This window comes from Nocardia cyriacigeorgica GUH-2, from assembly GCF_000284035.1.
In the GTDB taxonomy this organism is placed as follows: domain Bacteria; phylum Actinomycetota; class Actinomycetes; order Mycobacteriales; family Mycobacteriaceae; genus Nocardia; species Nocardia cyriacigeorgica_B.
On the sequence record NC_016887.1, the window covers coordinates 492,284 to 514,842 of the forward strand.

At 69.2% G+C, this 22,559-nt stretch carries 22 protein-coding genes; 16 read left to right on the top strand and 6 right to left on the bottom strand.

The genetic code is table 11. The features are described from left to right. Window positions 1-66: 66 nt before the first annotated feature. Window positions 67-768, top strand: a complete 702-nt coding sequence (locus NOCYR_RS02300) for a nitroreductase family protein (RefSeq protein ID WP_148280506.1) — start codon at window positions 67-69, stop codon at window positions 766-768. Here the strand turns inward: NOCYR_RS02300 and NOCYR_RS02305 are convergent. From NOCYR_RS02305 to kstR, 5 genes are all read right to left on the bottom strand, one after another. Beyond that, a complete protein-coding gene (locus NOCYR_RS02305) occupies window positions 680-1,558 on the bottom strand; it encodes a metal ABC transporter permease (protein ID WP_014348746.1) in 879 nt (292 codons plus the stop codon). The two genes, NOCYR_RS02300 and NOCYR_RS02305, sit on opposite strands and share 89 nt — an antisense overlap. Further along, window positions 1,555-2,589: a metal ABC transporter ATP-binding protein gene (locus NOCYR_RS02310; protein WP_014348747.1), complete on the bottom strand. Its 1,035-nt coding sequence runs from the start codon at window positions 2,587-2,589 to the stop codon at window positions 1,555-1,557. Before NOCYR_RS02310 ends, NOCYR_RS02305 begins: the two co-directional genes overlap by 4 nt. 5 nt (window positions 2,590-2,594) lie before the next feature. After that, window positions 2,595-3,485: a metal ABC transporter solute-binding protein, Zn/Mn family gene (locus NOCYR_RS02315; protein WP_231856015.1), complete on the bottom strand. Its 891-nt coding sequence runs from the start codon at window positions 3,483-3,485 to the stop codon at window positions 2,595-2,597. Between the two features lie 161 nt (window positions 3,486-3,646). Then, window positions 3,647-6,220: a trehalose-phosphatase gene (otsB, locus tag NOCYR_RS02320; RefSeq protein ID WP_014348749.1), complete on the bottom strand. Its 2,574-nt coding sequence runs from the start codon at window positions 6,218-6,220 to the stop codon at window positions 3,647-3,649. A 108-nt stretch (window positions 6,221-6,328) separates the two neighbouring features. Continuing rightward, a complete protein-coding gene (gene kstR, locus NOCYR_RS02325) occupies window positions 6,329-6,985 on the bottom strand; it encodes a cholesterol catabolism transcriptional regulator KstR (protein WP_014348750.1) in 657 nt (218 codons plus the stop codon). A 204-nt stretch (window positions 6,986-7,189) separates the two neighbouring features. Between kstR and NOCYR_RS02330 the strand changes: the two genes are divergently transcribed. From NOCYR_RS02330 to NOCYR_RS02355, 6 genes are read left to right on the top strand one after another with little or no spacing between them, the layout of a single operon-like run. After that, window positions 7,190-9,448 carry an acyl-CoA dehydrogenase gene (locus NOCYR_RS02330; RefSeq protein ID WP_081505284.1) on the top strand — a complete coding sequence of 753 codons (2,259 nt, stop codon included), beginning with the start codon at window positions 7,190-7,192 and terminating at the stop codon, window positions 9,446-9,448. A gap of 53 nt (window positions 9,449-9,501) precedes the next feature. Next, a complete protein-coding gene (locus tag NOCYR_RS02335; protein ID WP_014348752.1) occupies window positions 9,502-10,563 on the top strand; it encodes an acyl-CoA dehydrogenase family protein in 1,062 nt (353 codons plus the stop codon). After that, window positions 10,548-11,711: an acyl-CoA dehydrogenase family protein gene (locus NOCYR_RS02340; RefSeq protein ID WP_014348753.1), complete on the top strand. Its 1,164-nt coding sequence runs from the start codon at window positions 10,548-10,550 to the stop codon at window positions 11,709-11,711. Before NOCYR_RS02335 ends, NOCYR_RS02340 begins: the two co-directional genes overlap by 16 nt. 29 nt (window positions 11,712-11,740) lie before the next feature. After that, a complete protein-coding gene (locus NOCYR_RS02345; RefSeq protein WP_014348754.1) occupies window positions 11,741-12,688 on the top strand; it encodes a bifunctional MaoC family dehydratase N-terminal/OB-fold nucleic acid binding domain-containing protein in 948 nt (315 codons plus the stop codon). After that, window positions 12,685-13,110 carry a MaoC family dehydratase gene (locus NOCYR_RS02350; protein WP_014348755.1) on the top strand — a complete coding sequence of 142 codons (426 nt, stop codon included), beginning with the start codon at window positions 12,685-12,687 and terminating at the stop codon, window positions 13,108-13,110. The genes NOCYR_RS02345 and NOCYR_RS02350 overlap by 4 nt, the downstream gene beginning before the upstream one ends. Next, window positions 13,111-14,292: a lipid-transfer protein gene (locus tag NOCYR_RS02355; RefSeq protein ID WP_014348756.1), complete on the top strand. Its 1,182-nt coding sequence runs from the start codon at window positions 13,111-13,113 to the stop codon at window positions 14,290-14,292. Window positions 14,293-14,302: 10 nt separating this feature from the next. On the opposite strand, the gene NOCYR_RS02360 is transcribed toward NOCYR_RS02355, so the two are convergent. Continuing rightward, window positions 14,303-14,959, bottom strand: a complete 657-nt coding sequence (locus NOCYR_RS02360) for a TetR/AcrR family transcriptional regulator (RefSeq protein ID WP_231856016.1) — start codon at window positions 14,957-14,959, stop codon at window positions 14,303-14,305. A gap of 137 nt (window positions 14,960-15,096) precedes the next feature. Here NOCYR_RS02360 and zapE point away from each other — a divergent pair, with 137 nt between their 5' ends. From zapE to NOCYR_RS02405, 9 genes are all read left to right on the top strand, one after another. After that, complete coding sequence (zapE, locus tag NOCYR_RS02365; RefSeq protein ID WP_014348758.1) at window positions 15,097-16,164, top strand: cell division protein ZapE; 1,068 nt, start codon at window positions 15,097-15,099, stop codon at window positions 16,162-16,164. A 178-nt stretch (window positions 16,165-16,342) separates the two neighbouring features. Continuing rightward, on the top strand, window positions 16,343-17,269 hold the full coding sequence (locus NOCYR_RS02370; protein WP_014348759.1) for a DUF4129 domain-containing protein: 927 nt from the start codon (window positions 16,343-16,345) through the stop codon (window positions 17,267-17,269). Further along, entirely contained in the window at window positions 17,266-17,763 is a 498-nt protein-coding gene (locus NOCYR_RS02375; protein ID WP_014348760.1) for a hypothetical protein, read from the top strand. The genes NOCYR_RS02370 and NOCYR_RS02375 overlap by 4 nt, the downstream gene beginning before the upstream one ends. A gap of 28 nt (window positions 17,764-17,791) precedes the next feature. After that, complete coding sequence (locus NOCYR_RS02380; RefSeq protein WP_048832655.1) at window positions 17,792-18,754, top strand: AAA family ATPase; 963 nt, start codon at window positions 17,792-17,794, stop codon at window positions 18,752-18,754. Then, a complete protein-coding gene (locus tag NOCYR_RS02385) occupies window positions 18,751-20,025 on the top strand; it encodes a DUF58 domain-containing protein (protein ID WP_014348762.1) in 1,275 nt (424 codons plus the stop codon). Before NOCYR_RS02380 ends, NOCYR_RS02385 begins: the two co-directional genes overlap by 4 nt. Next, window positions 20,022-20,465 (top strand): hypothetical protein, encoded by a 444-nt coding sequence (locus tag NOCYR_RS02390; protein ID WP_014348763.1) that lies wholly within the window; start codon window positions 20,022-20,024, stop codon window positions 20,463-20,465. The genes NOCYR_RS02385 and NOCYR_RS02390 overlap by 4 nt, the downstream gene beginning before the upstream one ends. Window positions 20,466-20,565: 100 nt before the next feature. Further along, window positions 20,566-20,817: an AbrB/MazE/SpoVT family DNA-binding domain-containing protein gene (locus tag NOCYR_RS02395; RefSeq protein WP_014348764.1), complete on the top strand. Its 252-nt coding sequence runs from the start codon at window positions 20,566-20,568 to the stop codon at window positions 20,815-20,817. Beyond that, complete coding sequence (locus NOCYR_RS02400; RefSeq protein WP_014348765.1) at window positions 20,814-21,212, top strand: PIN domain-containing protein; 399 nt, start codon at window positions 20,814-20,816, stop codon at window positions 21,210-21,212. Before NOCYR_RS02395 ends, NOCYR_RS02400 begins: the two co-directional genes overlap by 4 nt. Before the next feature lie 160 nt (window positions 21,213-21,372). Beyond that, the gene (locus tag NOCYR_RS02405) at window positions 21,373-22,557 is read left to right on the top strand and encodes an MFS transporter (RefSeq protein ID WP_048832657.1); all 1,185 of its coding nucleotides are present in this window, start codon (window positions 21,373-21,375) and stop codon (window positions 22,555-22,557) included. The last annotated feature ends 2 nt before the right edge of the window (window positions 22,558-22,559 follow it).

The window sequence follows — 22,559 nt, forward strand, 5'->3', positions numbered from 1 at the left end:
ATGGAGAGTAACGCACTAATTAGTGCCTTCTTCTGAAAAGTGAGTCACTCTCCGATAGTTAGTGGCATGACTCCCCACAGCATGTCCGTCGCCGAAGCCATCCGCACTCGCCGCACCGTCCGCCACTACCGCCCCGACGCGATCTCCCCGACCGTGATCGACGAACTGCTCGACCTCGCCATCGAGGCGCCCACCAGCTGGAATTTCCAGGACCGGTCCATCGTCGTCGTCACCGGTGACGAAGGCCGTGCGGGTCTGGCCTGGGCCACCGGTGGGCAGCCACAGCCACAGGAAGCGCCGCTCATGCTCGTGTTCGTCGCCGAGCCACTGGCCTGGCGCGAGGACCGCAGCGACGTCTACGAGCAGGCCCGCCGCAATGGCGCGTGGAACGACGAGTTCGTCACGATGTTCTCCGGGGCGTCGCAAGCCTTCCAAGCCGACCTGGAAGAACGTGGCCTGCTGCGGGAGTACGCGATCAAGGACGCGATGATCGCCGCCGCTTACGTGATGCTCACCGCCACGGAGATGGGCCTCGCCTCCTCACCGATGAACGGCTGGGACGAGGCCGCGGTGAAGCAGGTGATCGGCGTCGCCCGAAGGGGAGACGCCCGCCGGCCACAGGTCTCCAGCCCACGCCGCGCGCATGGAGCAGCGGGCCGAGCGCCCGATCGATCGACCCTCAGACCGCCGAACGTACCCGCGCCGCTTGCCGGCGACGGGTCCCGATCACGCGGCAGACGATGTAGATCAGGAACGACAGTCCGGTGACGAAGGTCGACACCGGCACGCCGGGCGCCAGGGAGAGCAGGATGCCGCCGACGGCCGCGATTTCGGCGAACACCACCGTCAGCACGGTGGCGCGGGCGGGGCTGGCGGTGAGCTGGGCGGCGGCGGCCGCGGGGGTGATCAGTAGGGCGAGCACGAGCAGGGCGCCGACGATCTGGACGCCGAAGGCCGCGGTGATGCCCAGCAGCACCGCGAAGACGATCGACAGCGCGCGCACCGGGACTCCGCGCGCCACGGCGACTTCCGGATCGGAGCTGGCGAACAGCAACGGCCGGTAGACGAACGCCAGTACCGCCAGCACGCCGACGGTGCAGAACGCGAGCAATCCGAGCCCACTGTTGCCGACGCTGACGACCTGCCCGGTCAGCAGCGAGAACTTCGATCCGGCGCGGTCGGGCCCCAACCACAAGAACAGCACCGAGAGTCCGAGTCCGAACGAGAGCACCACCGCGATCACCGAATCACGTTCGCGCGCTTTGGTACCCAGCACCCCGAACAGCACCGCCGCAACCACCGATCCGGCGATGGCGCCGAGCCCGACACCGATCCCGGCCAGCAGCGCCGCCGCCGCACCGGTCAGCGACAGCTCGCTGGTGCCGTGCACCGCGAACGACATCTGCCTGCTGATGATCAGCGGCCCGATCACGCCGGCCAGCAGCCCGAGCAGCGCCGCGGCGAGCACCGCCTGCTGCACGAAGTCGTAGGTCAGCAGGTTCGCGGTGGTGGAGAAGTCGAACATCTTCGACACCACGTCGGCGAGTTTGTCGTTCACGCGCGTGCCTCACTGTCGCGCGGCGCCGAGTGCGGCGTCCCCGGCTCGCCGTGGCAGTGCGCCCCGGCAGCGCCGAGCGCGTCCATCGTGTCGCCGGTCCCGACGACCACCAGCCGCCCGCGCACCCGCAGCACATCCACCTCGGTCTGGTACAGCTCCGACAGCACCTCCGAGGTCATCACCTCGTCGGGGGTGCCGATCCGGAATTTGCCGTCCACCAGGTACAGCACCCGGTCCACCAGCGGCAGGATCGGATTGATCTCGTGGGTCACGAACAGCACGGCGGTGTCGTGGGTGCGGCGGCGCCGGTCGATCAGTTCCGACACCAGGCGCTGGTTGGCCAGATCGAGGCTCAGCAGCGGTTCGTCGCACAGCAGCACGCGCGGATCGCCGACCAACGCCTGCGCCACCCGCAGCCGCTGCTGTTCACCACCGGACATGCTCTCCAAGGGCGCGTCCGCGAAAGCCTGTGCCCCCACATCGGCCACCGCCGCGGCCACCTTGCGCTTGCGTTCGCGCCGCGTGCGCCAGCCGAGCCCCCACCGGTGCCCGTCCACCCCGAGCCCCACCAGATCGGTCCCACGCAACTGCACGCCCGCGTCGATCGTCTTCTGCTGCGGGATGTAGCCGATATCCGGATGCCCCGCCCGCGCGGGCGCCCCGGCGATCTCGGCGCTACCCGAACTCAACCCGAGCTGCCCCAGCAGAACCTTCAGCAGCGAGGTCTTCCCGGACCCGTTCGGCCCCAGAATCGCGATGAACTCACCCGGGGCGACCTCCAGATCGAGGCCCTGCCACAGCGTCCGCTCCCCGAACGACAGCCGGGCGGATTCGAGTTTGATGGCGGGTGTGCTCGCGGCCGGCGCCGCCGCCGTGCCTCTGCGGGACGGGGACCGATCGACCGGCCCAGCCTGGCCGGGCGCGACCGGCACACCAGCCCCGCCTACCGCATCACCCTGCGACGACCCGGTCACCTCCGGCTCGCCCAGCTCCACCCGATCAGCCTCATCGACCCGACGTTCGGCGCGCATAACGATCAGTCCAGTGCCGCGGCGATGGCGCGTGCGTTATTGGTCTGCCAGGTGACGTAATCGACCCCGGCCGGCAGCGTTTCGGTCACCTCGACCACCGGGATTCCGGCCGTTTCGGCCTGGGCGCGCAGTTCCTTGCTGGTTTTGTCCTCGGTCTGCACGTTGTAGATCATGGCGCGCACCTGCTTGCCGGTGATCAGGTCGCGGGTGGCGGCGACGGCGGCGGGCGCGGGGTCGGTTTCCTGCTCGATCGCTTCCTGGTACTCGTGCGGGGTCACGTCGTTGGCGCCGGCGTCGAGCAGCAGGTAGTGCGCGAGCGGTTCGGTCTGCATGATCGGCGCGCCGGGGTCGGAGGTGCGAGCGGGCGCGGTGTAGGAGCGGACGCCGTTGAGGCTGTCCTTGAACGCGGCCGCGCGGTCGGTGTAGCCGGTGGCGTGGTCGGGGTCGATCTCGCCGAGCGCTTCGGCGATCCGGTCGGCGACCACCGCGGCGGTGTCGACGTCGTACCAGACGTGCTCGTTCTCGTCGTCGCGGATGTCCTCGGCGCGCGAGGCGAAGGCGTCGACGGCGCGTTTGCCGGTGCCCTCGATGGCCTTCTCCATGAACTCGTCGTAGCCGCCGCCGTTGAGCACCACCAGGTCGGCGTCGGAGATCTTGGCCGATTCGACGGCCGAGGTTTCGTGCGAGTGCGGGTCGGCGGCGGGGTCGGTGATGATCGATTCGACCGTCGCGTCGGGCCCGGCAATGGTTGCCGCGATATTGCCCCAGACATTGGTCGAGGCGACCACCGACGGCTTGCCCGAGTCGTCGGAGCCGGTGCCGCAGGCGGCGAGGCCCAGCATGGACGCCAGCCCCACCGCGACGGTTGCGAAGGTGGTGGCAGATCTGGTTCTCACGCGGGCTCCCAAAGCTTAATGGAAATCGTTTCCGTTTTACTTTATCAGGGCGTTTCTGCGGATACGAACCGAATCCGTGTGATCTGTGTTCCCCGGGCGCGCCACGGCCCACGTCGGCGACCAGTGGATGGCCGGCCGTCGACGTGGGCCGTGTACGAGAATCAGCTGACCAGTGCGTTCACCGGCTGACTCAACAGCTGAGCACACCGCAGCAGGCCGAGATGGCTGTAGGCCTGCGGATGGTTGCCCAGCGAACGCTCGGCCACCGGGTCGTACTCCTCGCTGAGCAGACCGGTCGGCCCGGCCACATCCACCAGCTGGGCGAACAGCGCCTCGGCATCGGAGCGCTTGCCGATCAGCAGGTACGCCTCCACCAGCCACGCCGCGCACAGGTGGAACCCGCCCTCGCCGCCGGGCAGGCCGTCGTCGTGGTGGTAGCGGTACACGGTGGATCCGCTGCGCAGCTCGGCCTCGGTCGCGACGACGGTGGCCGCGAAACGCGGATCGGACGGGTCGATCAGTCCGCTCAACCCGATGTGCAGGGTCGCAGCGTCCAGATCGGTGCCGTCGTAGGCGGCGGTGAACGACTGCACTTCCTCGTTCCAGCCCTTGGTCTTGACCTCGTCGGCGATCTGGTCGCGCAGCGCGGCCCATTCCGGGTGGATCGGGCGGTCGAACTTCTGCGCCAGGGTGAGTGCGCGGTCGATGGTCAGCCAGCCCATCACCTTGGAGTACACGTGGTGGCGCGGGTTGCCGCGGATCTCCCAGATGCCGTGGTCGGGCTCGTGCCAGCGTCGCTGCACCGCCGAAACCATGGCGTGCACCAGTTCCCAGTCCTGGTCCGGCAGCGCCGAGCGCGGATCGCCGATGCCCTGGGTCTCCCGTGCGTGTGCCAGCGTGGCGATCAGGTCGACGATCGGACCGAAGACGTCCAGCTGGACCTGCATGTTCGCCGCGTTGCCGACGCGCACCGGCCGCGATCCGGCGTAACCGGGCAGCTGGTCGATGACGGCCTCGGGTGGCAGGGTCTCGCCGTAGAGCGTGTACAGCGGGTGCAGCCGCTCGGGGCCGGGCAGCGTCTCCAGCACCCGGTGCACCCAGCCGAGGAAGTCCTCGGCCTCGCCCAGCGAGCCGAGCGAGACCAGCGCGGACGCGGTGAGCGCGGCGTCGCGCAGCCAGCAGTAGCGGTAGTCCCAGTTGCGCACGCCGCCGATGTCCTCGGGCAGCGAGGTGGTGGCCGCGGCCAGGATCGAGCCGGACGGCGCGTGCACGAGTCCGCGCAACGTCAGCGCCGAGCGCTTCATCAGGTCCGGCTTGAGCGGCGGCAGGTCCAGCCCGGCCGCCCACGACGACCAGTAGGTCTCCGCGATCCGCCTGCGCTCCGGTTCGGGCGTCATGGCGGGCGCGAGATCCGGTGTGCCGCAGCGCAGTTCCAGCACCACCGGACCCTCGGTCGGATCGATGACGGCCGTCGCGGAGGAGTGCACACCATCGCTCTGGATGGTCCATTCGACGCCGGGGGAGCGCAGCACCGTCGGATCGTTGGTGCCGCGCACCCGCAGCCCGTTCGGCTCGGCCTCGATGGTTACCGGCACCTGGCCGAATTCCGGTCGCGGCGCGAAGGTCACCACGGCGCGTGTGTCACCGGTGATGACGCGGGTCAGATCGGTGCGGTCGGGTGCCACGTCGTGCGGCAGGTAATCGACCACTTGCAGCTTGGCCCAACGGGTTTCGACGGTCATGGTGCCGTCGATGTAGCGCTGCGACAGCGGCAGGCCGGGGCGTTCCGGTGCGATGCTGAAATGCCCGGCCTGCGGCCCGCCGAGCAGATGGGCGAACACCGCCGCCGAATCCGGTTCCGGATGGCAGAACCAGGTGACGGTGGCGTCGGGGGTCAGCAGCGCCACCGAACGCGGGCTGGCCAGCATGCTCAGCCGCTCGATCCGGGGCGCGCTGGCACCGGCCAGCCAGGTGCGCCGCTCCTCGAGCAGGAAGGCCAGCGCGCACGACACGGCCTCGGTATTGGGCACCCGGTACTTGGCCAGGCTCTCGCCCTCGCCGACCTTGATGCCGACGTCCGGCCCCGACAGCATCCGGAACGCCTTCTCATCGGTGACGTCGTCGCCGAAGAACACCGCCGCCGACGCGCCCTCCTGATGCCGGATGGTGTCGAGGGCGCTGCCCTTGTCGGTGGGGATGACAGCCAGCTCGATGACGGCCTTGCCCTCGGTGACCTGCACCCCGACCCAGCAGGCCGGGCCTTGGCGGACCTGGTTCAGCGCGCGCCGCCCGATCTCCGGCCCGGCGTTGCGCACATGCAGCGCGATGCTGGCCGGCTTGGTCTCGACCGTCACGCCCGGATTCTCCGCGGCGATCTGGTTCAGCGCGGTGGTCAGTTCTTGCAGCAGCTGCTTGGCGTCGTTGTCGATGGCGTGCACGAAGCCGACATCGAACTCCGAGCCGTGGCTGCCGATCAGCTGCACCTCGACGGGCAGCCGCGACAGCGCCGCGAGATCACGCAGCGCCCGGCCGGAGATGACGGCGGCCGTGGTGCCCGACAGCCCGGCCAGCGCGCGTAAGGCGCGCACCGACTCGCCGTGCGGGTACGCCTTGGCCGGATCGGACACGATGGGTGCGATCGTCCCGTCGTAATCCGATGCGACCAACAGGCGTGGGACCCGCGCGACCGTCGACAGGGCACGACGAAGTTCCAGTGGGAGATCCTGTGCGCTCACGCATCCAACCTTATGGATCGGAGGAGTTTTTTCAGGGGGCGCGCATGACAATACTGTGTTGAATTCTCATCACCGACATGCGGCGATGCCCGCGAACCGCCCCTGCGCCTAGGAGTTGTTGCCCAGCAGCAGGTCGACGGTCAATTCCAGCCGTTCGGTGACGTCGGTCGCGGAGGCGCGACGGGTGAGCCAGGCCACCAGGTTCGACAGCCACACGTCGCTGATGACGCGGGCGATGGCCAGCTGACGTTCGGTCGGCTCGCCGTCGTTCATGGCGCGGGCGAAGACCCGGTCCATCACCTTGCCCACCCGGTCTACCTCGGCGGCAGCAGAGGCGTCGGCGAACATGAACGCGCGGGTCATGGCCTCGGTGAGCAGCGGGTCGCGCTGCATCATCCGGGTGATCTGGGTGAGCAGCAGATGCATGCGTTCGCGCGGGGTCTGCCCGGCCAGCGGCTTGCGTTTGCCCTCGATCTGCTCGAATTCGCGCGAGAGCGCCGACACCAGCAGGTGCACCTTCGAGGGGAAGTAGCGGTACAGAGTGCCGACGGCGACGTCCGCGCGTTCGGCGACCGCGCGCATCTGCACCGCGTCGTATCCGCCCTTGGAGGCCAGTGCCAGCGTCGCGTCGAGGATGCGCTTGCGGCGTTCGCGCTGCGCGGTGGAACTCAGCTCGTCCTCGCTGAGCGTGGTCACGGCGGCTCGGGTGCCCGCGGTGGGCGCCCCGTTCGAGTCGGCCGGCTGCGAACGGGAGGGGCTGGCCATTGGTGCTGGTCCTTTCGTGTCGGGTCGCGGCGGAGTGTGCGCGGCCCGCGTGGATTCGCGGGGTGCCACTCGCGCCGGACCCGCTCGGTCGGTGGGTCGTACGCGTTCGATCCTGTGGACGAAAGCATCGCTTGACTTCCGCCCGGCCAGGATATTAGAACATGTTCTAGGTGTGGGAGTCACGCCGGAAAGGCGGTATGTACTGTGACCATCGCCACCACTGACGAGCATAAAGCCGTTCAGGAGTCGATGAGCGGATGGGCTGCAGCGGTACGTCCGATTGCAACAATGCGGGACGACAAGACCGGCTTCTGGCGCACGTACTGGGATCAGCTGACCGAACTCGGGATCTTCCGGGTGGCCGTCGACGAGCAGGCGGGCGGCGCGGGTGGATCGATCACCGATCTCGCCGTCCTGGTGGAGCAGGCCGCGCATGATCTGGTGGGCGGGCCGGTGCTCACCACCGCGGTGGCCGGCGTGGTGACCGGCGGGCGACTGGACGAACAGCAGCCGTGTGGTGTCGCGCTCGACACCGTTGTCGAGTCGGCGAGCAGCTTATCGGCTGTGGATCGTGCGGTGCAGACCGAAGCCGGTGAGCTGGTGCTCAGCGGGGTCTGGGAGAGCGTGCTCGGCGCCGCGCCCGGCACCGCGGTCCTGCTGCCGGTGCGGGTTGCCGAGGGTTCGCGCTGGTGTCTGGTTCCCGCTGACGCTGCCGGCCTGACCATCGAACCGCTGGACCCGCTCGACCCGAGCACCCCGCTGGCCCGGGTGCGCTGTGCCGATGTGCCGGTGCCCGCCGCGGACGTGTTCGCTCCCGCCTTCGCCGTCGAAGACCTGCTCGTGCTGCTGGTCACCGCCGAGCTGGCCGGTGTCGCCGGGTGGTGCCTGGAGACCGCGGTCGAATACGCCAAGGTGCGTGAGCAATTCGGCAAGCCGATCGGCAGTTTCCAGGCCGTCAAGCACATCTGCGCCTGGATGCTGTGCCGAACCGAACTGATCCGCGCGGTCGCCGCAGACGCGGCCGCGGCGGCCGACGACGCCCGTGCGGGAGCCGGCGCCGAACTCCCGATCGCGACCGCCGTCGCCGCCGCCATCTCCCTCGACGCCGCGGTCGACACCGCCAAGGACTGCATCCAGGTCCTCGGTGGCATCGGCTTCACCTGGGAACACGACGCGCACTTCTACCTGCGCCGCGCGGTCGCGCTACGGCAGCTGCTCGGCAGTGGCGGCTACTGGCGCGCCCGCGTGACCGAACTGACCAGGGCGGGTGCGCGTCGCACCACCGGTGCCGACCGGATCCTCGCCGACGTCGCCGCCGACACCGGATCCTCCGGCGAAGGGGTGGGCGCGGCTGTGGGTGTGGCGGCCGCGGTCGGCAATGTCGCCGCGGTGTCGCTCGAGGTCGGCGAGGCCGCAACCGGATTGGCCGCCGAGGTCGCGAAGATCGCTGCCCTGCCCGTCGATCAACAGCGCAAGGCGCTGGTCGAGGCCGGTCTGGTCATGCCGCATTGGCCCAAGCCGTACGGCCGCGGCGCCGATCCGATGACGGGTCTGGTGATCTCCGAGGAACTCGCCCGCGCCGGGCTGGAGGTGCCGGACCTGGCCATCGGCGGCTGGGCCGTACCGACCCTGCTGCAACACGGCACCCCGGAGCAGATCGAACGGTTCGTCTGGCCGACGCTGCACGAAGAGGTCATCTGGTGCCAGCTGTTCAGCGAGCCGGGCGCCGGTTCCGATCTGGCCGCCCTGCGCACCACCGCCACCAAGGTCGACGGCGGCTGGATGCTGCGCGGGCAGAAGGTGTGGACCTCCCTCGCCGACGCCGCCAACTGGGGCATCTGCCTGGCGCGCACCGATCCGGAGGCGCCCAAGCACAAGGGCATCAGCTACTTCCTGGTCGATATGCGCAGCGCCGGCATCGAGATCCGTCCGCTGGTGCAGATCACCGGGGAGGCCCGCTTCAGCGAGGTCTTCCTCGACGACGTCTTCGTGCCCGACGACTGCGTGGTCGGCGCGCTCGGCAACGGCTGGAAGATCTCCCGGTCCACCCTGTCCGCCGAGCGGATCGCCATGGGCGGCAAGGGGATCGGTCAGGTGCTGGAGGAATTGGTCGACAAACTGCCCGCGACCGGTCCGGGCGCCGAGCTGATCAGTGACCGCCTCGGCCGGTTCGTCGCCGATGCGACGGCCGGTCTGCTGCTGGAGCAGCGCGGCGCTGCCCGGATCCTGGCCGGTGCCGATGCTGGTCCGCAGAGCAGCGTGCGCAAGCTCGTCGGTGTGCGGCATCGGCAGGAGGTCGCCGAGTTCGCGGTCGAAGTGACGGGCACGGCGGGTGCGCTGGAGACCGAGGCGACCAAGGAGTTCCTGCTCACCCGCTGCCTGTCGATCGCGGGTGGCACCGAGCAGATCCTGCTCACCCTGGCCGGTGAGCGGATCCTCGGGCTGCCCAGGGACGGCAGCTGAATGCGTGCACAGGACACGGGGCCGGTGGCTTCGAGGAACGACTGGAGATAAGCGTGGACTTCACCAGAGACGAGGCCCAAGACGCCGTGGCCGAGGTCGTCGTGAGCTTGCTGGAACGGGAATCGGCCCGCGAGGCCGACCTGTGGCAGCCGTTCGTCGACACCGGACTGCCCGCGGTGGCGCTGCCGGAACGCTTCGGCGGTGACGAGATGGGCGTGTCCGCGGTCTCGGTGCTGCTGACCGAACTGGCCATCGACGCCGTCGCGATCCCGGCGCTGCCGACCTTCGGCTTCGGCGTGCTAGCCCTGCTCGGTGCGCCGGATTCAGTGGCGGAGAAGGTATTCCCCGCTGTTGCCGAGGGCGCCGTGCTCACCGCCGCGCTGCACGAACTCGGCGACCCGTTCACCACCAAACCGGCCACCAAGGCCGTCGCCGAGGGCGACAAGGTGCGCATCACCGGCCACAAGGTGGCGGTGCCCTACGCCGAGCAGGCCCGCTGGATCCTGGTGCCCACCGAAGCCGGCGTGGCCGTGGTCGACGCGGCCGCCGCAGGCATCACCCGCACCGCCTCGCCGGTCTCGGGGGCGATGCCGGAGTACACGCTGCATTTCGATTCGGTCGAGATCCCGGCCGACTGGCTGCTGCCCGACGCGCTCGCCGAACTGCACCGCGCGGCGCTGGCGTCGATCGGCGCCGCCGCCGACGGCTTGCTCGAGGGTGCGCTGAAGCTCACCGCCGAGCATGTGCGCACCCGGCATCAGTTCGGCAGGCCGCTGGCCGAGTTCCAGGCGGTGGCCCAGCAGATCGCCGACCTCTACGTGGTCTCGCGCACCCTGCACGCCGCCGCTGTCTCCGCGAACTGGGCGCTCGCTCAGGAGGATTCGAGCCCCGATCACCAGTCCAGGATCGACGACGATCTGGACGTACTCGCCTACACCGTGGCCGCGGAACTGCCGCGCGCCATGCAGAAGTGCCATCACCTGCACGGTGGCATCGGCGTCGACGTGACGCATGCGATGCACCGCTACTACTCCCAGGCCAAAGACCTCGCCCGCTGGCTGGGCGGCGAGTCGCTGCGCCTCGACCGATTGGGGGCCAGATGTTCATCGATCTGACCATCGAGCAGCGCAAGCTGCGTGACGAATTACGTTCCTACTTCGCCGATCTCGTCACGCCCGAAGAAGAGGCCGCGATGGCGGTCAACCGGCACGGCGACGCCTACCGCGAGGTGGTGCGCCGGATGGGCCGCGACGGGTGGCTCGGCGTCGGCTGGCCCAAGGAATACGGCGGCCAGGGTTTCGGCCCGGTCGAGCAGCAGATCTTCTTCAACGAGGCCGTGCGCGCCGACGTGCCGTTGCCGCTGGTCACCCTGCTCACCGTGGGCCCGACCCTGCAACAGTTCGGTACCGAGGAGCAGAAGCAGAAGTTCCTGCCCGGCATCCTGTCCGGCGATATCCACTTCGCCATCGGCTACTCCGAACCGGAGGCGGGCACCGACCTGGCGGCCTTGCGCACCAGCGCGGTGCGCGACGAATCCGGCGACTGGATCGTCAACGGGCAGAAGATCTTCACCACCGGCGCGCACGAGGCCGATTACGTCTGGCTGGCCTGCCGCACCGGTTCGGTGGAATCGCGGCACCGCGGCATCACCATCCTGATCGCCGACACCAAAGATCCCGGCTACTCCTGGACGCCGATCATCACCTGCGACGGCGCCCACCACACCAACGCGACCTACTTCGACAATGTCCGGGTCCCGGCGAACATGCTGGTCGGCGAGGAGAACCGGGGCTGGAAGCTGATCACCACCCAGCTCAACCACGAGCGGGTCAGCCTCGGGCCGTCCGGCAAGATCGAACAGCTCTACGACAAGGCCGTCACCTGGGCGCGCCCCCGCGGCCTGCTCGACGAGCCCGATGTGTGCCGCTCCCTGGGCCGCGTCCACGCCATGGTGCGGTTGAACGAGCTGCTGAACTGGCAGGTCGCCGCCACCCACGGCAGCGGTGACGAATCCCAGGTGATCGCCGATGCCTCCGCCACCAAGGTCTTCTCCACCGAATCGCTGCAAGAGGCGGGCCGGCTGGTCGAGGAGATCGTCGGCCGCTACGGCGATCCGGCCGATCCGGCCACCGCCGAACTGCTGACCTGGCTGGATCGGCGCACCAAACAGAACCTGGTGGTCACCTTCGGCGGCGGCGTCAACGAGGTCATGCGCGAGCTCGTCGCCACCGCAGGCCTGCGCTTGCCGCGCGTGCCCCGATAGCCAGCAACGAACCAACGAAGGAGCAGCGCGTGCCGGAAACACTCACTCCGGAAGCGATCGTCGCGGCCGGCGAGAAGATCATCGCGGCGGGCGAATCCTCGCACCGCGCGGGCCGCGACCCGGTCAACCAGCCGATGATCAACAACTGGCTGGAGGCGATCGGCGACAAGAACCCGGTCTACGTCGACGAGGAGGCCGCCCGCGCCGCCGGTTTCGCCGGCATCGTCGCCCCGCCCGCGATGGCGCAGGTGTGGACCATGCCGGGCCTGCACGGGCAGCGGTCGCCGGACGATCCGATGAACGCCACCATGGCGCTGCTCGACGACGCCGGCTACACCTCGGTCGTCGGTACCAACTGCGAGCAGACCTACTACCGGTACCTGGTGCCTGGCGAGCAGGTCACCGTCACCAGCGCGCTCACCGACATCACCGGGCCCAAGCGCACCGGGCTGGGGGAGGGCTGGTTCATCACCTTCGCCACCCGCTGGTACGTCGGTGACGAGCTGGTCACCGAAATGCTGTTCCGCATGCTGAAATTCGCGCCCGGCACCGGCAAGCCGGCCGCCGAGCCCGAGCCCGATCTGTCGGCCCGGGTGCGTCCGCTGGTCTCGCGCGACACCGAATTCTTCTGGGCCGGAACGCGTGCCGGTGAACTGCGCATCCAGCGCATGCCCGACGGGACCCTGCGCCATCCGCCGGTGCCCGCGATCTGGCAGGACAAATCCGAACCCGTCGACTACCAGGTCGCTTCCGGGCGCGGCACGGTGTTCAGCTACGTCGTCCATCACGCGCCGAAGGTGCCCGGCCGTCAGCTGCCGTTCGTAGTGGCGCTGGTTGAACTGGAGGAAGGGGTGCGCATGCTCGGCGAACTGCGCGGCATCGAACCCGACAAGGTCGAGGTCGGGCTGCCGGTGCAGGTGGACTTCGAGAAGCTCGACGACGAGACGGCGCTGCCGTTCTGGAAGGTGATCGCGTGACTGCCACGATCGAACCGGCGACCATCGCGGTCGGGACCGAATTGCCGGAGCTGGTGATCCACGCCGATCCCACCTTCGTCATCAGTTCCGCGCTGGCCACCCGGGATTTCCAGGATGTGCACCACGATCGTGACAAGGCGGTCGAGCGCGGCTCCAAGGACATCTTCGTCAATATCCTCACCGATACCGGCCTGGTGCAGCGGTTCGTCACCGATTGGTCGGGGCCGCGCACGATCGTCAAGAAGATCGCGCTGCGCCTCGGTGTTCCGCTCTACGCCGGCGACACCCTCACCCTCACCGGCAAGGTCTCCGCGATCGAGGGCGACGACATCCACATCGCCGTCACCGGGCGCGACAGCCTGGGCGACCACATCGTCGCCACCGCCGTGATCGCCATTCGTTCTTCGGAAGCAGGTGCCTAGATGAGTGCACAGTCGGCCCTGTCCGGCCGGGCGGCGATCGCCGGGATCGGCGCCACCGATTTCTCCAAGGATTCCGGGCGCAGTGAATTGCGGCTGGCCGCCGAGGCCGTCACCGCGGCCCTCGCCGACGCGGGCCTCACACCCGCCGACGTCGACGGCCTGACCACCTTCACCATGGACACCAACACCCAGGCCGCGGTCGCGCGGTCGGTGGGCATTCCGGAGCTGAAGTTCTTCAGCGACATCCGCTACGGCGGCGGCGCTGCGTGCGCGACGGTCCAGCACGCGGCCATGGCCGTGGCGACCGGCGTCGCCGATGTGGTGGTGGCGTACCGAGCGTTCAACGAGCGCTCGGAATCGCGGTTCGGCCAGTTCTCCACCGCGTTGGCGACCGCGCCGACTTCCTCGGGTGTGGACGCGGGCTGGTCGTATCCGCAGGGTCTGGGCACGCCCGCCGCGCAGGTCGCGATGGTCGCGCGCCGGTACATGCACGTATACGGCGCCACCAGTGCCGATTTCGGCCGCGTCGCCGTGGCCGACCGCAAGCATGCGGCGGTGAATCCGAACGCCTTCTTCTACGGCAAGCCGATCACCCTCGAAGATCATCAGAATTCGCGCTGGATCGCCGAGCCGCTGCATTTGCTGGATTGCTGCCAGGAGTCCGACGGCGGCGTCGCCATTGTGGTCACCAGCGTCGAGCGGGCCAAGGATCTGCCCAACCCGCCCGCCGTCATCACCGCCGCCGCCCAGGGCAGCGGCGCCGACCAATACGTGATGACCAGCTACTACCGCGACGCCATGACCGGCCTCCCGGAAATGGGCCTGGTCGGCGACCAGCTGTGGGCCCAGAGCGGCCTGCGCCCCGACGACATGCAAGCGGCCATCCTCTACGACCACTTCACCCCGTTCGTCCTGATGCAGCTGGAAGAACTCGGCTTCTGCCCCCGCGGCGAAGCCAAGAACTTCATCGCCGACGGCGCCATCGAACTCGGCGGCCGCCTCCCGCTCAACACCCACGGCGGCCAACTCGGCGAGGCCTACATCCACGGCATGAACGGCATCGCCGAAGCCGTCCGCCAAATCCGCGGCACCTCGGTCAACCAGGTAGAAGACCTCACCAACATCCTCGTCACCGCGGGCACCGGCGTCCCGACCTCCGGCCTCGTCCTCAGCGCGGCCTGAACGCCGAGAGCTACATGGCCGAGAGGTCCTCTCGACGTTTGCCTCGGCCATGTAGCTCTCGGTGCATCGCTGCTGGGTCGAGCGGCGTACAAAGCGCCCCGCCTAGGTAGTTTCGGAGCACGCCGGCCAGCTGGGCGGCGCTTTGCGGGGTGCCCGCGGGGAGGTCGGCGCGGGCACCGGCGAAGCGGTCGAAGGTGATGCCTTCGATGACGGCGATGAAGTCGGCGGCCGCGGTGTCCGGTTCGTCGGCGCCCAACTGCTCGAGCAGGGTCTTGGCGCGGGCGTGGGAGAAGAGGCTGCCGACCAGTCGAGCGTGCAGCTCGGGATCGGCGCTCAGTTCGATGGTGAGGGCGTAGCGGACCACGAGGTGTGCGCGGCGGTGCGCCAGCATCCGGTCCAGCCAGGCGCCGATGCCGGCGGCCAGCTCATCGAGTATCTCCTGGCGTGGGCGGTGCGTCGGAGGAGGTTCGGTGAACGTCGTGGTGAAGTCGGCCCGGGTGACTTCGGTGATATGGGTGATCATCGCTTCCAGCAGGGCGCGTTTCGTGCGGAAGTAGTACGAGGTCGACCCGGGGGGCAGCGCCATCGCGCTATCGACAGCGCGGTGGGTGAGCGCGCGAATACCTTCGGCGGCAACGAGTTCGATGGCTGCATCGGCAATCAACAAGCGCCGGTCCGCTGTGCGATGTTCCGTGCGTGCCTGCATCCCGCTCCCTCTCTGTCCCGGTCTGTGGCCGAGATAACCACGACGTGGCGGCGCATCGTCCGTACTCTACAACTGTAGAGGGAGAAACGGGAGGCGCGATGGAAACCGAAGCGATCCGACTCGACGAAGACCAGCAGCGCGCTGCGGCCCGCCTGGACGACCTACTCGACCGCCGCCACCGTCCGCTGAAACACCATCGCGGCATCTACCTGCACGGTCGTCCGGGCCGCGGCAAGACCATGGTGATGGACCGATTCTTCGCCTCCGTCGACCCGAAACATAAGCGCCGCTTCCACTTCCACACCTTCTTCACCAGCCTGCACGCCGAGACCCACGCCCACGGCTCCATCGACAAGGCCATCGACACCCTGCTCGGCAAGGCTCGCCTGGTGTGCTTCGACGAATTCCACGTCCACGACATCGGCGATGCCATGCTCATCACCCGCATGCTCGACGCCCTCTTCGCCCGCCACCTGACGCTCGTCGTCACCTCGAACTACGCCCCGGCCGAACTGCTCCCGAACCCGCTGTTCCACGACCTGTTCGTGCCCACCATCGACCGCATCGTCGCCGAACTCGACGTCGTCTCCCTCGACGGCCCGCTCGACTACCGCACCGTCGCCCACAGTCACGCGACGGGTTTCCGTGCCGGCCGCTACATCGTCGGCCCAGCGCCGGGCTTCGGCAGCGACGCTGAGTTCGGCGATGCTGCGCCCGGTTCTTCTCCGGGCACCGTATCCGCCGACGAGAACCCTGACGGGGGAGCAGCAGTCCACGGTTCGCCGGGCATTCCCGGCCCGCGAGTCGAGATAGCAGTGGGTGGCCGGACCGTGCGGGCGCTCGCCGTCGACGCCACGACCATCACTCTCGATTTCGCCGACCTCTGTGCAACTCCCACTTCCGCCGCCGACTACGTCGACCTCGCCGAGCGCTTCCACACCTGGACCCTCTGCGGCGTCCCGAGGTTGCGCGACGTCCCTCCGGACTGGGCCATGCGGCTGGTCAACCTCGTCGACGTCCTCTACGACGCCGATCGAACCCTCACGGTCTACGCGCAAGCCCCGGTCTCCGAGCTCGTCGTCGGTGTACGGGCCGTCCCCGATATCGCAAGAGCCGCCAGCCGTCTTGGTGAGTTGTCACAAACCGATGCGGTGGCTGTCAGTTAGCTGAGCCAACTCCGGGCGCCCCCGCCGCGACCTGGGACGAGGCAGTTAAAACGGACGTTCTCCGAAGTAATCGATTCCCTCCCGAGCGGACCGTTCGGCATGTAACTATGTGGCTGTTTTGGGCAGTACACAACTATGGGGTAACGCAGTGGTCCGGTCGCGAGCGCCGATATCGCGCGTGATCGTGGTGATCACGCTGCTCGTCTGCGCCGTCGTCGCGTTGCGCGGCTATCTCCCCGGTGTCGCCGAATCCGAGGACGACGGCCCCTCGGCCATGTCCGCCATCGCCGTGGCGCTCATGCCGGTTCTGCTGACGGTCTCGGTGGTGATCCTGCTGGCCGGTGTCATCGCCAGCCAGCACCGTCTGCCGCTGGCCATGCCCGAACCCGATCCGGATACTGATCGCGAACCGTGGCGGCTGGGCCGGGCCGGGCTGATCGTGCTCGGCATCCTCACCGCGCTGGCCCTGTTGTTCGCCCTCGCCTCGGCCGTCTACTTCGTCGGCGTGCAACCCGACGCCGACACCTCCGTCGCACCCCAGACGGGAACCGCTACCCCCAGCCCCACCGCGGACCGGACCCAGCCCAACGACCCGGCCGCAGGCTCCGAACCGGCCGAACTCGCGGGCACCGCGCTGGTGCTGGCCATCGTCGCCGCCGTCACCCTGGTCGTGGTGGCCATCGCGGGCCTGGTGGTCGTCGCGATCACCACCCGCCGCAAGCCCGCCCCGGAACCCGAACCGGAAGCTCCCGTGGTGCAGACGGCCGCCGATTCGCTGGCCCGCGCCGCCGAAATGGGCCTGGCCGCCATGGCCGCACCCGGTCAGGACCCACGCACCGCCATCATCGCCTGCTATGTCGCGATGGAGCGCGGCCTGTCGGCGGCCCGTTCGGCAGCGCCGCTGGCCTCCGACACCCCGATGGAGGTGCTCGCCCGCGCCTTCGAGCACGGCGCCCTGCACGACGCGTCGGCGCGCGAGCTGGTGGCGTTGTTCGAAGAGGCCCGGTTCAGCCCCCATTCCATGATGGAATGGCAACGCATGCGCGCCGAACAGTTGCTACGCATCGTGCTCGCCGACCTGCAAGGGGAGGTGGTGACCGCATGACACGCCTCGGCATGGTGGTGACGGCGGTGCTGGTCGTCGTCGTGATCGAGCTGGTCACTCTCGGCCGCGCCCGCGAGGCGACGCTGGCCGCCGCCGGTGTGCCGGTGGCGGTGGCGCTGGCCTGGCTGGTGTGGTCGCTGCTGGGCCGGTCCGGCCCGCGCGAGCCCGAGCTGCCCGATGAGATCGAGAACGGTCCCGCCGAAATGCTGCACCGCTGGCATGCCAGGGCGCAGATGCTCGCCGACCGCGCGGACGGCACCCGCGCGGATTGGGACCGCTACCTACGTCCCCTGTTGGCCAAGGAGTTCGAATTGTCGGCCGGAGTGCGGGTCGCCAAGAACCGCAGGGCGATCGAGGCCGCCGGTATCCACCAGTTCGGTCCCGAACTGTGGCGTTGGGTGGATCCGGCGAACTCGGAACTGCGTGACCAGGTCGGTCGCGCACCGGGTCGGGAGGCGTTGGACGAGATCCTGCGCCGACTACAGAGAATGTGAAACGGGTTGAGCAAGTGCGGGTAGACAAATGACGATGCCTTTGGACGTGACCGTCCAACGCAGTGAGGCCGTGTTACGGGAGCTGTCCCGTGTCGTGGTCGGCAAACGAGACGAGTTGCAGCTCATCTTGATCGCGGTGCTCTCCAGTGGGCACGTGTTGATCGAGGACCTGCCCGGCCTCGGCAAGACCCTCATCGCCAGGTCGTTCGCCGCCGCGCTGGGCCTGGATTTCGCCAGGGTGCAGTTCACCCCGGATCTGCTGCCCGCGGATCTGCTCGGGTCGACCATCTACGACATGTCGACCGGGCGGTTCACCTTCCGCCGCGGCCCGGTGTTCACCAATATGCTGCTGGCCGACGAGATCAACCGCACCCCGCCCAAGACGCAGGCCGCGCTGCTGGAGGCCATGGCCGAGGGGCAGGTCAGCATCGATGGCGAAACCTTCCCGCTGCCACAGCCTTTCATCGTGCTGGCCACCGACAATCCGATCGAGTACGAGGGCACCTATCCGCTGCCGGAGGCGCAGCTGGACCGGTTCGCCATCCAGCTGCGGCTGGGTTATCTGTCCGAGCGCGACGAGACCCAGATGATCCGGCGCAGGCTCGAACGCGGCGCCACCACCCCGCAGGTGAATCAGGTGGTCGATGCGAACGGGCTGATGGAGATGCGGCATTCGGTCGAGTTCGTCACCGTGCACCCGGACGTCGTCGGCTACGTCGTCGCGCTCGCCGCCGCGACCCGTGGTCATCCGCAGGTGGAGGTGGGTGCCAGCCCGCGCGCGGAGCTGGACCTGGTGCAGATGTCGCGGGCCAGGGCGCTGCTGCTGGGCCGCGATTACGTCATCCCCGAGGACGTGAAGGCGCTGGCGGTTCCGGCCATGGCGCACCGGATCACGCTGCGGCCGGAGATGTGGGTGCGCCGGATCCGGGGTGAGGACGTGATCTCCGAACTGCTGCGTCGACTGCCCGTCCCGCGCGCCGCCACGCCATGAGGCATCGCGACTCGAGCACCGCGCTCGAGGCCGAATTACAGTGGCGCCCCGCGCCATTGGTGTACATGCTGGCCGGGTGCGCCGCCGTCGCGCTGGTGCTGGCGATCGCGGTGAACAGCTGGCAGCTGGTGGTGTTCGCGGCGCCGCTGCTCGGCGTGCTGGCGACGGCGCCGTGGCAGCAGTCGCGCACCCGCATCCAGGTCGACGGCGGCCCTACCCAGCGCTGCTTCGAGACCGAGGAAGTGGTGTTGACGGTCGCCGCGTTCGTCGAGGAGGGCCATGCGCTGCTGCGCTGCACCCCGGAGCCGACCACCGGCCTGGAGACCGTGATCGAGGAGGCCAGCGATTCCGGTGCCGCGCCGGCCGGGTTGCGGTTGGCGTTGTCGGCCAAGCGCTGGGGTCGGTATCCGGTGCGGGTGCGGGTGTCGGCGCTGAGCCCGGCCGGGCTGGCGGTGGCCACCGTGCGCCTGCCCGCCGGGCAGCTGTTCGTCTACCCGATCACCGATCCGCAGCGAATGCGGTTGCCGCGCACCGAACTTCCCGAACGCCTCGGCGTGCACCTGACCCGCAAGCACGGCCCCGGCGTGGAGTACGCCGATATCCGCGCCTACGCACCGGGTGATCAGCTGCGCATCGTGAACTGGCCGGTCAGCGCGCGCCGCGGCCGCCTCTACGTCACCGAGCGGCTCACCAACCGTTCCGCCGACGTCGTCGTGCTGATCGACACCTCGTTGCAGGCACCCGGCCCCGCCACCGATTCCCTCGAGCTGTCGGTGCGCGGCGCGGCCCAGGTGGTCCAGTCGACGTTGCAGGCAGGCGACCGCACCGCCGTGGTCTGCCTCGGCCAGGACCCGCGCTGGCTGCGCCCCGATATCGGCCGCCGCCAGTTCTACCGCATCGTCGACACCGTCCTCGATGTCGGCGACGAGCACATCCCGACCACCGGCACCCTGGCCCCGCACGCCGCCGTGCCGCTGGGCGCCATCGTCATCGCGTTCTCCACGCTGCTCGACACCCAGTTCGCGCTCGCCCTCATCGACCTGCGCAAACGCGGCCATGTCGTGGTGGTGGTCGACGTCCTGCGCGGCACCCCGTTCGCCGAGGGCCTCGACCCGACGCTGGCCCGCATGTGGCAGCTCGAACGCGCCACCATGTACCGCGATATGGGCACCGTCGGCGTCGACATCGTGTCCTGGCCCGAGGACGCCCGTTTGGATCAGATCATGCGCCTGCTGCCCGAACACCGCCGAACCGTCCGGGTGCGCCGATGATTCGTTTCCTCGCCGTCCTGTCCGGCATCCTGCTCATCGGTTCGATCACCCTGATGATCCCGTGGGCAGGCCTGCCCGCCATCGCCCTGGTCGCCGCGGGCTGGTGGTTCCGCCCCGCCGCGGTCGCCGCCGTCCTGCTCGCGATCGGCGTGCTCGCCTGGGCCGACACCGGCATACTCGCCGCCGCCGCAACAGGTTTGGTCGCCACGGCCTACCTGCTCAACACCGCCACCGTCACCGCCCCGGTCGGCGTCGTCCCCACCACGATCCCCTCGGTCACCGGCGCCGTGGCCTTCACCGTCCTAGCCGCCACCGCCGCCCTCCTACCCCTCCACCTCCCCTGGGCCCCCGCCCTCGCCCCCCTCCTGGTCATCCCGCTCTTCGCCCTCCTCATCCACAACCTCGCCCCCCGCCGGGTGAGCTCGACGAAGGAGACATGAGACCGGCCGAACCGGCGTGTCGCTAGTCTCATGTCGCCCTCAGCGCTCTGCCCGGGACGCCGGAGGTATCCTTACTTTGCCGTCGAAGTAAGGAGCGATCATGGACGCGCTGGCGCGGTTGACGTCGAAGGGGCAGATCACGGTCCCGAAGGCCGTGCGCGACGCTCTCGAACTCCAGGCCGGCGATAACGTGCATTTCCGAGTGGAGGGGGAGGTCGTGGTGCTGGCCAAAACACCGGATCTATTGGATCTGGCGGGCAGTGTTCCGGTCCCGCCGCAGGTCAAGGGGCGGTCGTGGGAGGAGATTCGAGACGCTGCGTGGGCGCGGCAGTGGCAGGACCGGGAGTCGTGACCGTCTACCTCGACACCAATATCCTCATTCGCCACTTCACCCAGGACCCGCCGGAGATGGGTCGTCGCGCAACCGCGTTTCTGGCCGAATCGGAGACCCTCTTCCTGCCCGACCTGATCCTGGCGGAAACGGTGTACGTGTTGCAGAGCGTTTATCAGGTCCCAAGACCTCAGGTGGCCGCGCTGTCCCGGGCTCTCATCGGCTCTCGCAATATCGCCACCGACGACCTGGCCCTGCTGATTCGCGCCGTCGACGTCTACGAACACCATCGCCTCTCCTTCGCCGACGCCTACCTCGTCGCGCTGGCCGAGTCCGATCCGGGATCGGCGGTCGCCTCGTTCGACAAGGGGATCGGCAAGGTGGGCACTGCCCGGCGGATCGAGCCGGTGCCGTGAGACGGCCTCGCACGCAAGCCTGACGAGGGGGACATGAGACCGGCTGACTCGGCGTGTCGCCGGTCTCATGTCCCCCTCGTCGCCCAGGGCCTTGGCGTTTGGGTCGAGGGGGTTGGCGTTTTGGTCGCGTCGGGGCGGAGGGCCGGGCGTTGCAGGGGGTATGACAACGACTCTCACCGTGGCTGCCTCGGCGCCGGATACGGCGCGGCGGGTGTGGCCGGCTTTGTTCACCATGTTCCTCGGCAGCTTCACTCTCGTGACCGCGGAGTTCCTGCCGCCGGGCGTTTTGACCGCCCTCGCGAATGATCTGCATGTCCGCGAAGGCGTGGTCGGGCTGTCGGTGAGCGCGACCGCTCTGACCGCGCTACTGGCCGGGCTCGGGCTGAGTTCGCTGTTCCCCCGCACCGATCGCCGCACCCTGCTGATGGTGCTCACCATCGCCGCGGCGGTCTCCAATCTGGTGGTGGCCCTGGCCCCGAACATCGTCGTGCTGCTGATCGCCCGGCTGCTGCTCGGTGTGGCGGTGGGCGGTTACTGGTCGATGGCGCTGGTGATCGCCACGCAGCTGGTGGCCGCCGAGCGGCTCGGCAAGGCCATGATGATCGTCAACGGCGGCACCACCGTCGCCACCGTCGCCGGTGTTCCGCTCGGCGTTCTGTTGAGCACGGTCGCCGGCTGGCGGGTGGTGTTCGTGGTCGCCGCCCTGCTGACGGTCGCCGCGGCGATCGCGGTTCAGGTGGCCTTGCCGCCGATCGCGCCGACGCCCGGTGTGGGCTGGTCGGCCATGGGCAGCGCGCTGCGTACCCCGGGTGTGGCGCTCGGGCTGGCCGGCGTCATCGCCGTCATCGGCGGACATTTCGCCGGCTACACCTACATCCGCCCGGCCCTGTCCGAGCTGCTCGGCGCCAGCACCGCCGCGATCCCGGTGCTGCTGGCGCTGTTCGGCATCGGCGGCCTGATCGGCAATATCGTGCTCGGCTCACTCGCCGACCGACGGCTGAACGTGCTGCTGGTCGCGGTCCCGGTGGCCATCGGAGTCTCCCTGCTCGCCATCATCGGCTCCACGGCCGTCGCCGCGCTGGCCTACGTCGCAGTGGTGATCTGGGGCGGTGCCTTCGGCGGCATCCTCAACGTGGTGCAGGTGTGGGTCTCGCGGGTGCTGCCGGATCGCGTCGAGGCCGGAAGTGGGCTGCTGGTCGGCGGTTTCCAGCTCGCGATCATCCTCGGTTCAGCGGTCGGCGGCCGCGGCGTGGACGGCATCGGCCTGGCCGCGACCTACGGGGTAGCCGCCGCCGCGGCCATCCTCGGCGCGATCACCCTGCGGCTGTCGCTCACCGCGCGCTGACC

Coding starts and splice junctions, on each gene's coding strand:
- NOCYR_RS02380 (WP_048832655.1), top strand. CDS start 17,792: ATGACGATGCCTTTGGACGTGACCGTCCAACGCAGTGAGGCCGTGTTA.
- NOCYR_RS02355 (WP_014348756.1), top strand. CDS start 13,111: ATGAGTGCACAGTCGGCCCTGTCCGGCCGGGCGGCGATCGCCGGGATC.
- NOCYR_RS02300 (WP_148280506.1), top strand. CDS start 67: ATGACTCCCCACAGCATGTCCGTCGCCGAAGCCATCCGCACTCGCCGC.
- NOCYR_RS02385 (WP_014348762.1), top strand. CDS start 18,751: ATGAGGCATCGCGACTCGAGCACCGCGCTCGAGGCCGAATTACAGTGG.
- NOCYR_RS02390 (WP_014348763.1), top strand. CDS start 20,022: ATGATTCGTTTCCTCGCCGTCCTGTCCGGCATCCTGCTCATCGGTTCG.
- NOCYR_RS02395 (WP_014348764.1), top strand. CDS start 20,566: ATGGACGCGCTGGCGCGGTTGACGTCGAAGGGGCAGATCACGGTCCCG.
- zapE (WP_014348758.1), top strand. CDS start 15,097: ATGGAAACCGAAGCGATCCGACTCGACGAAGACCAGCAGCGCGCTGCG.
- NOCYR_RS02375 (WP_014348760.1), top strand. CDS start 17,266: ATGACACGCCTCGGCATGGTGGTGACGGCGGTGCTGGTCGTCGTCGTG.
- kstR (WP_014348750.1), bottom strand. CDS start 6,985: ATGGCCAGCCCCTCCCGTTCGCAGCCGGCCGACTCGAACGGGGCGCCC.
- NOCYR_RS02405 (WP_048832657.1), top strand. CDS start 21,373: ATGACAACGACTCTCACCGTGGCTGCCTCGGCGCCGGATACGGCGCGG.
- NOCYR_RS02310 (WP_014348747.1), bottom strand. CDS start 2,589: ATGCGCGCCGAACGTCGGGTCGATGAGGCTGATCGGGTGGAGCTGGGC.
- NOCYR_RS02340 (WP_014348753.1), top strand. CDS start 10,548: ATGTTCATCGATCTGACCATCGAGCAGCGCAAGCTGCGTGACGAATTA.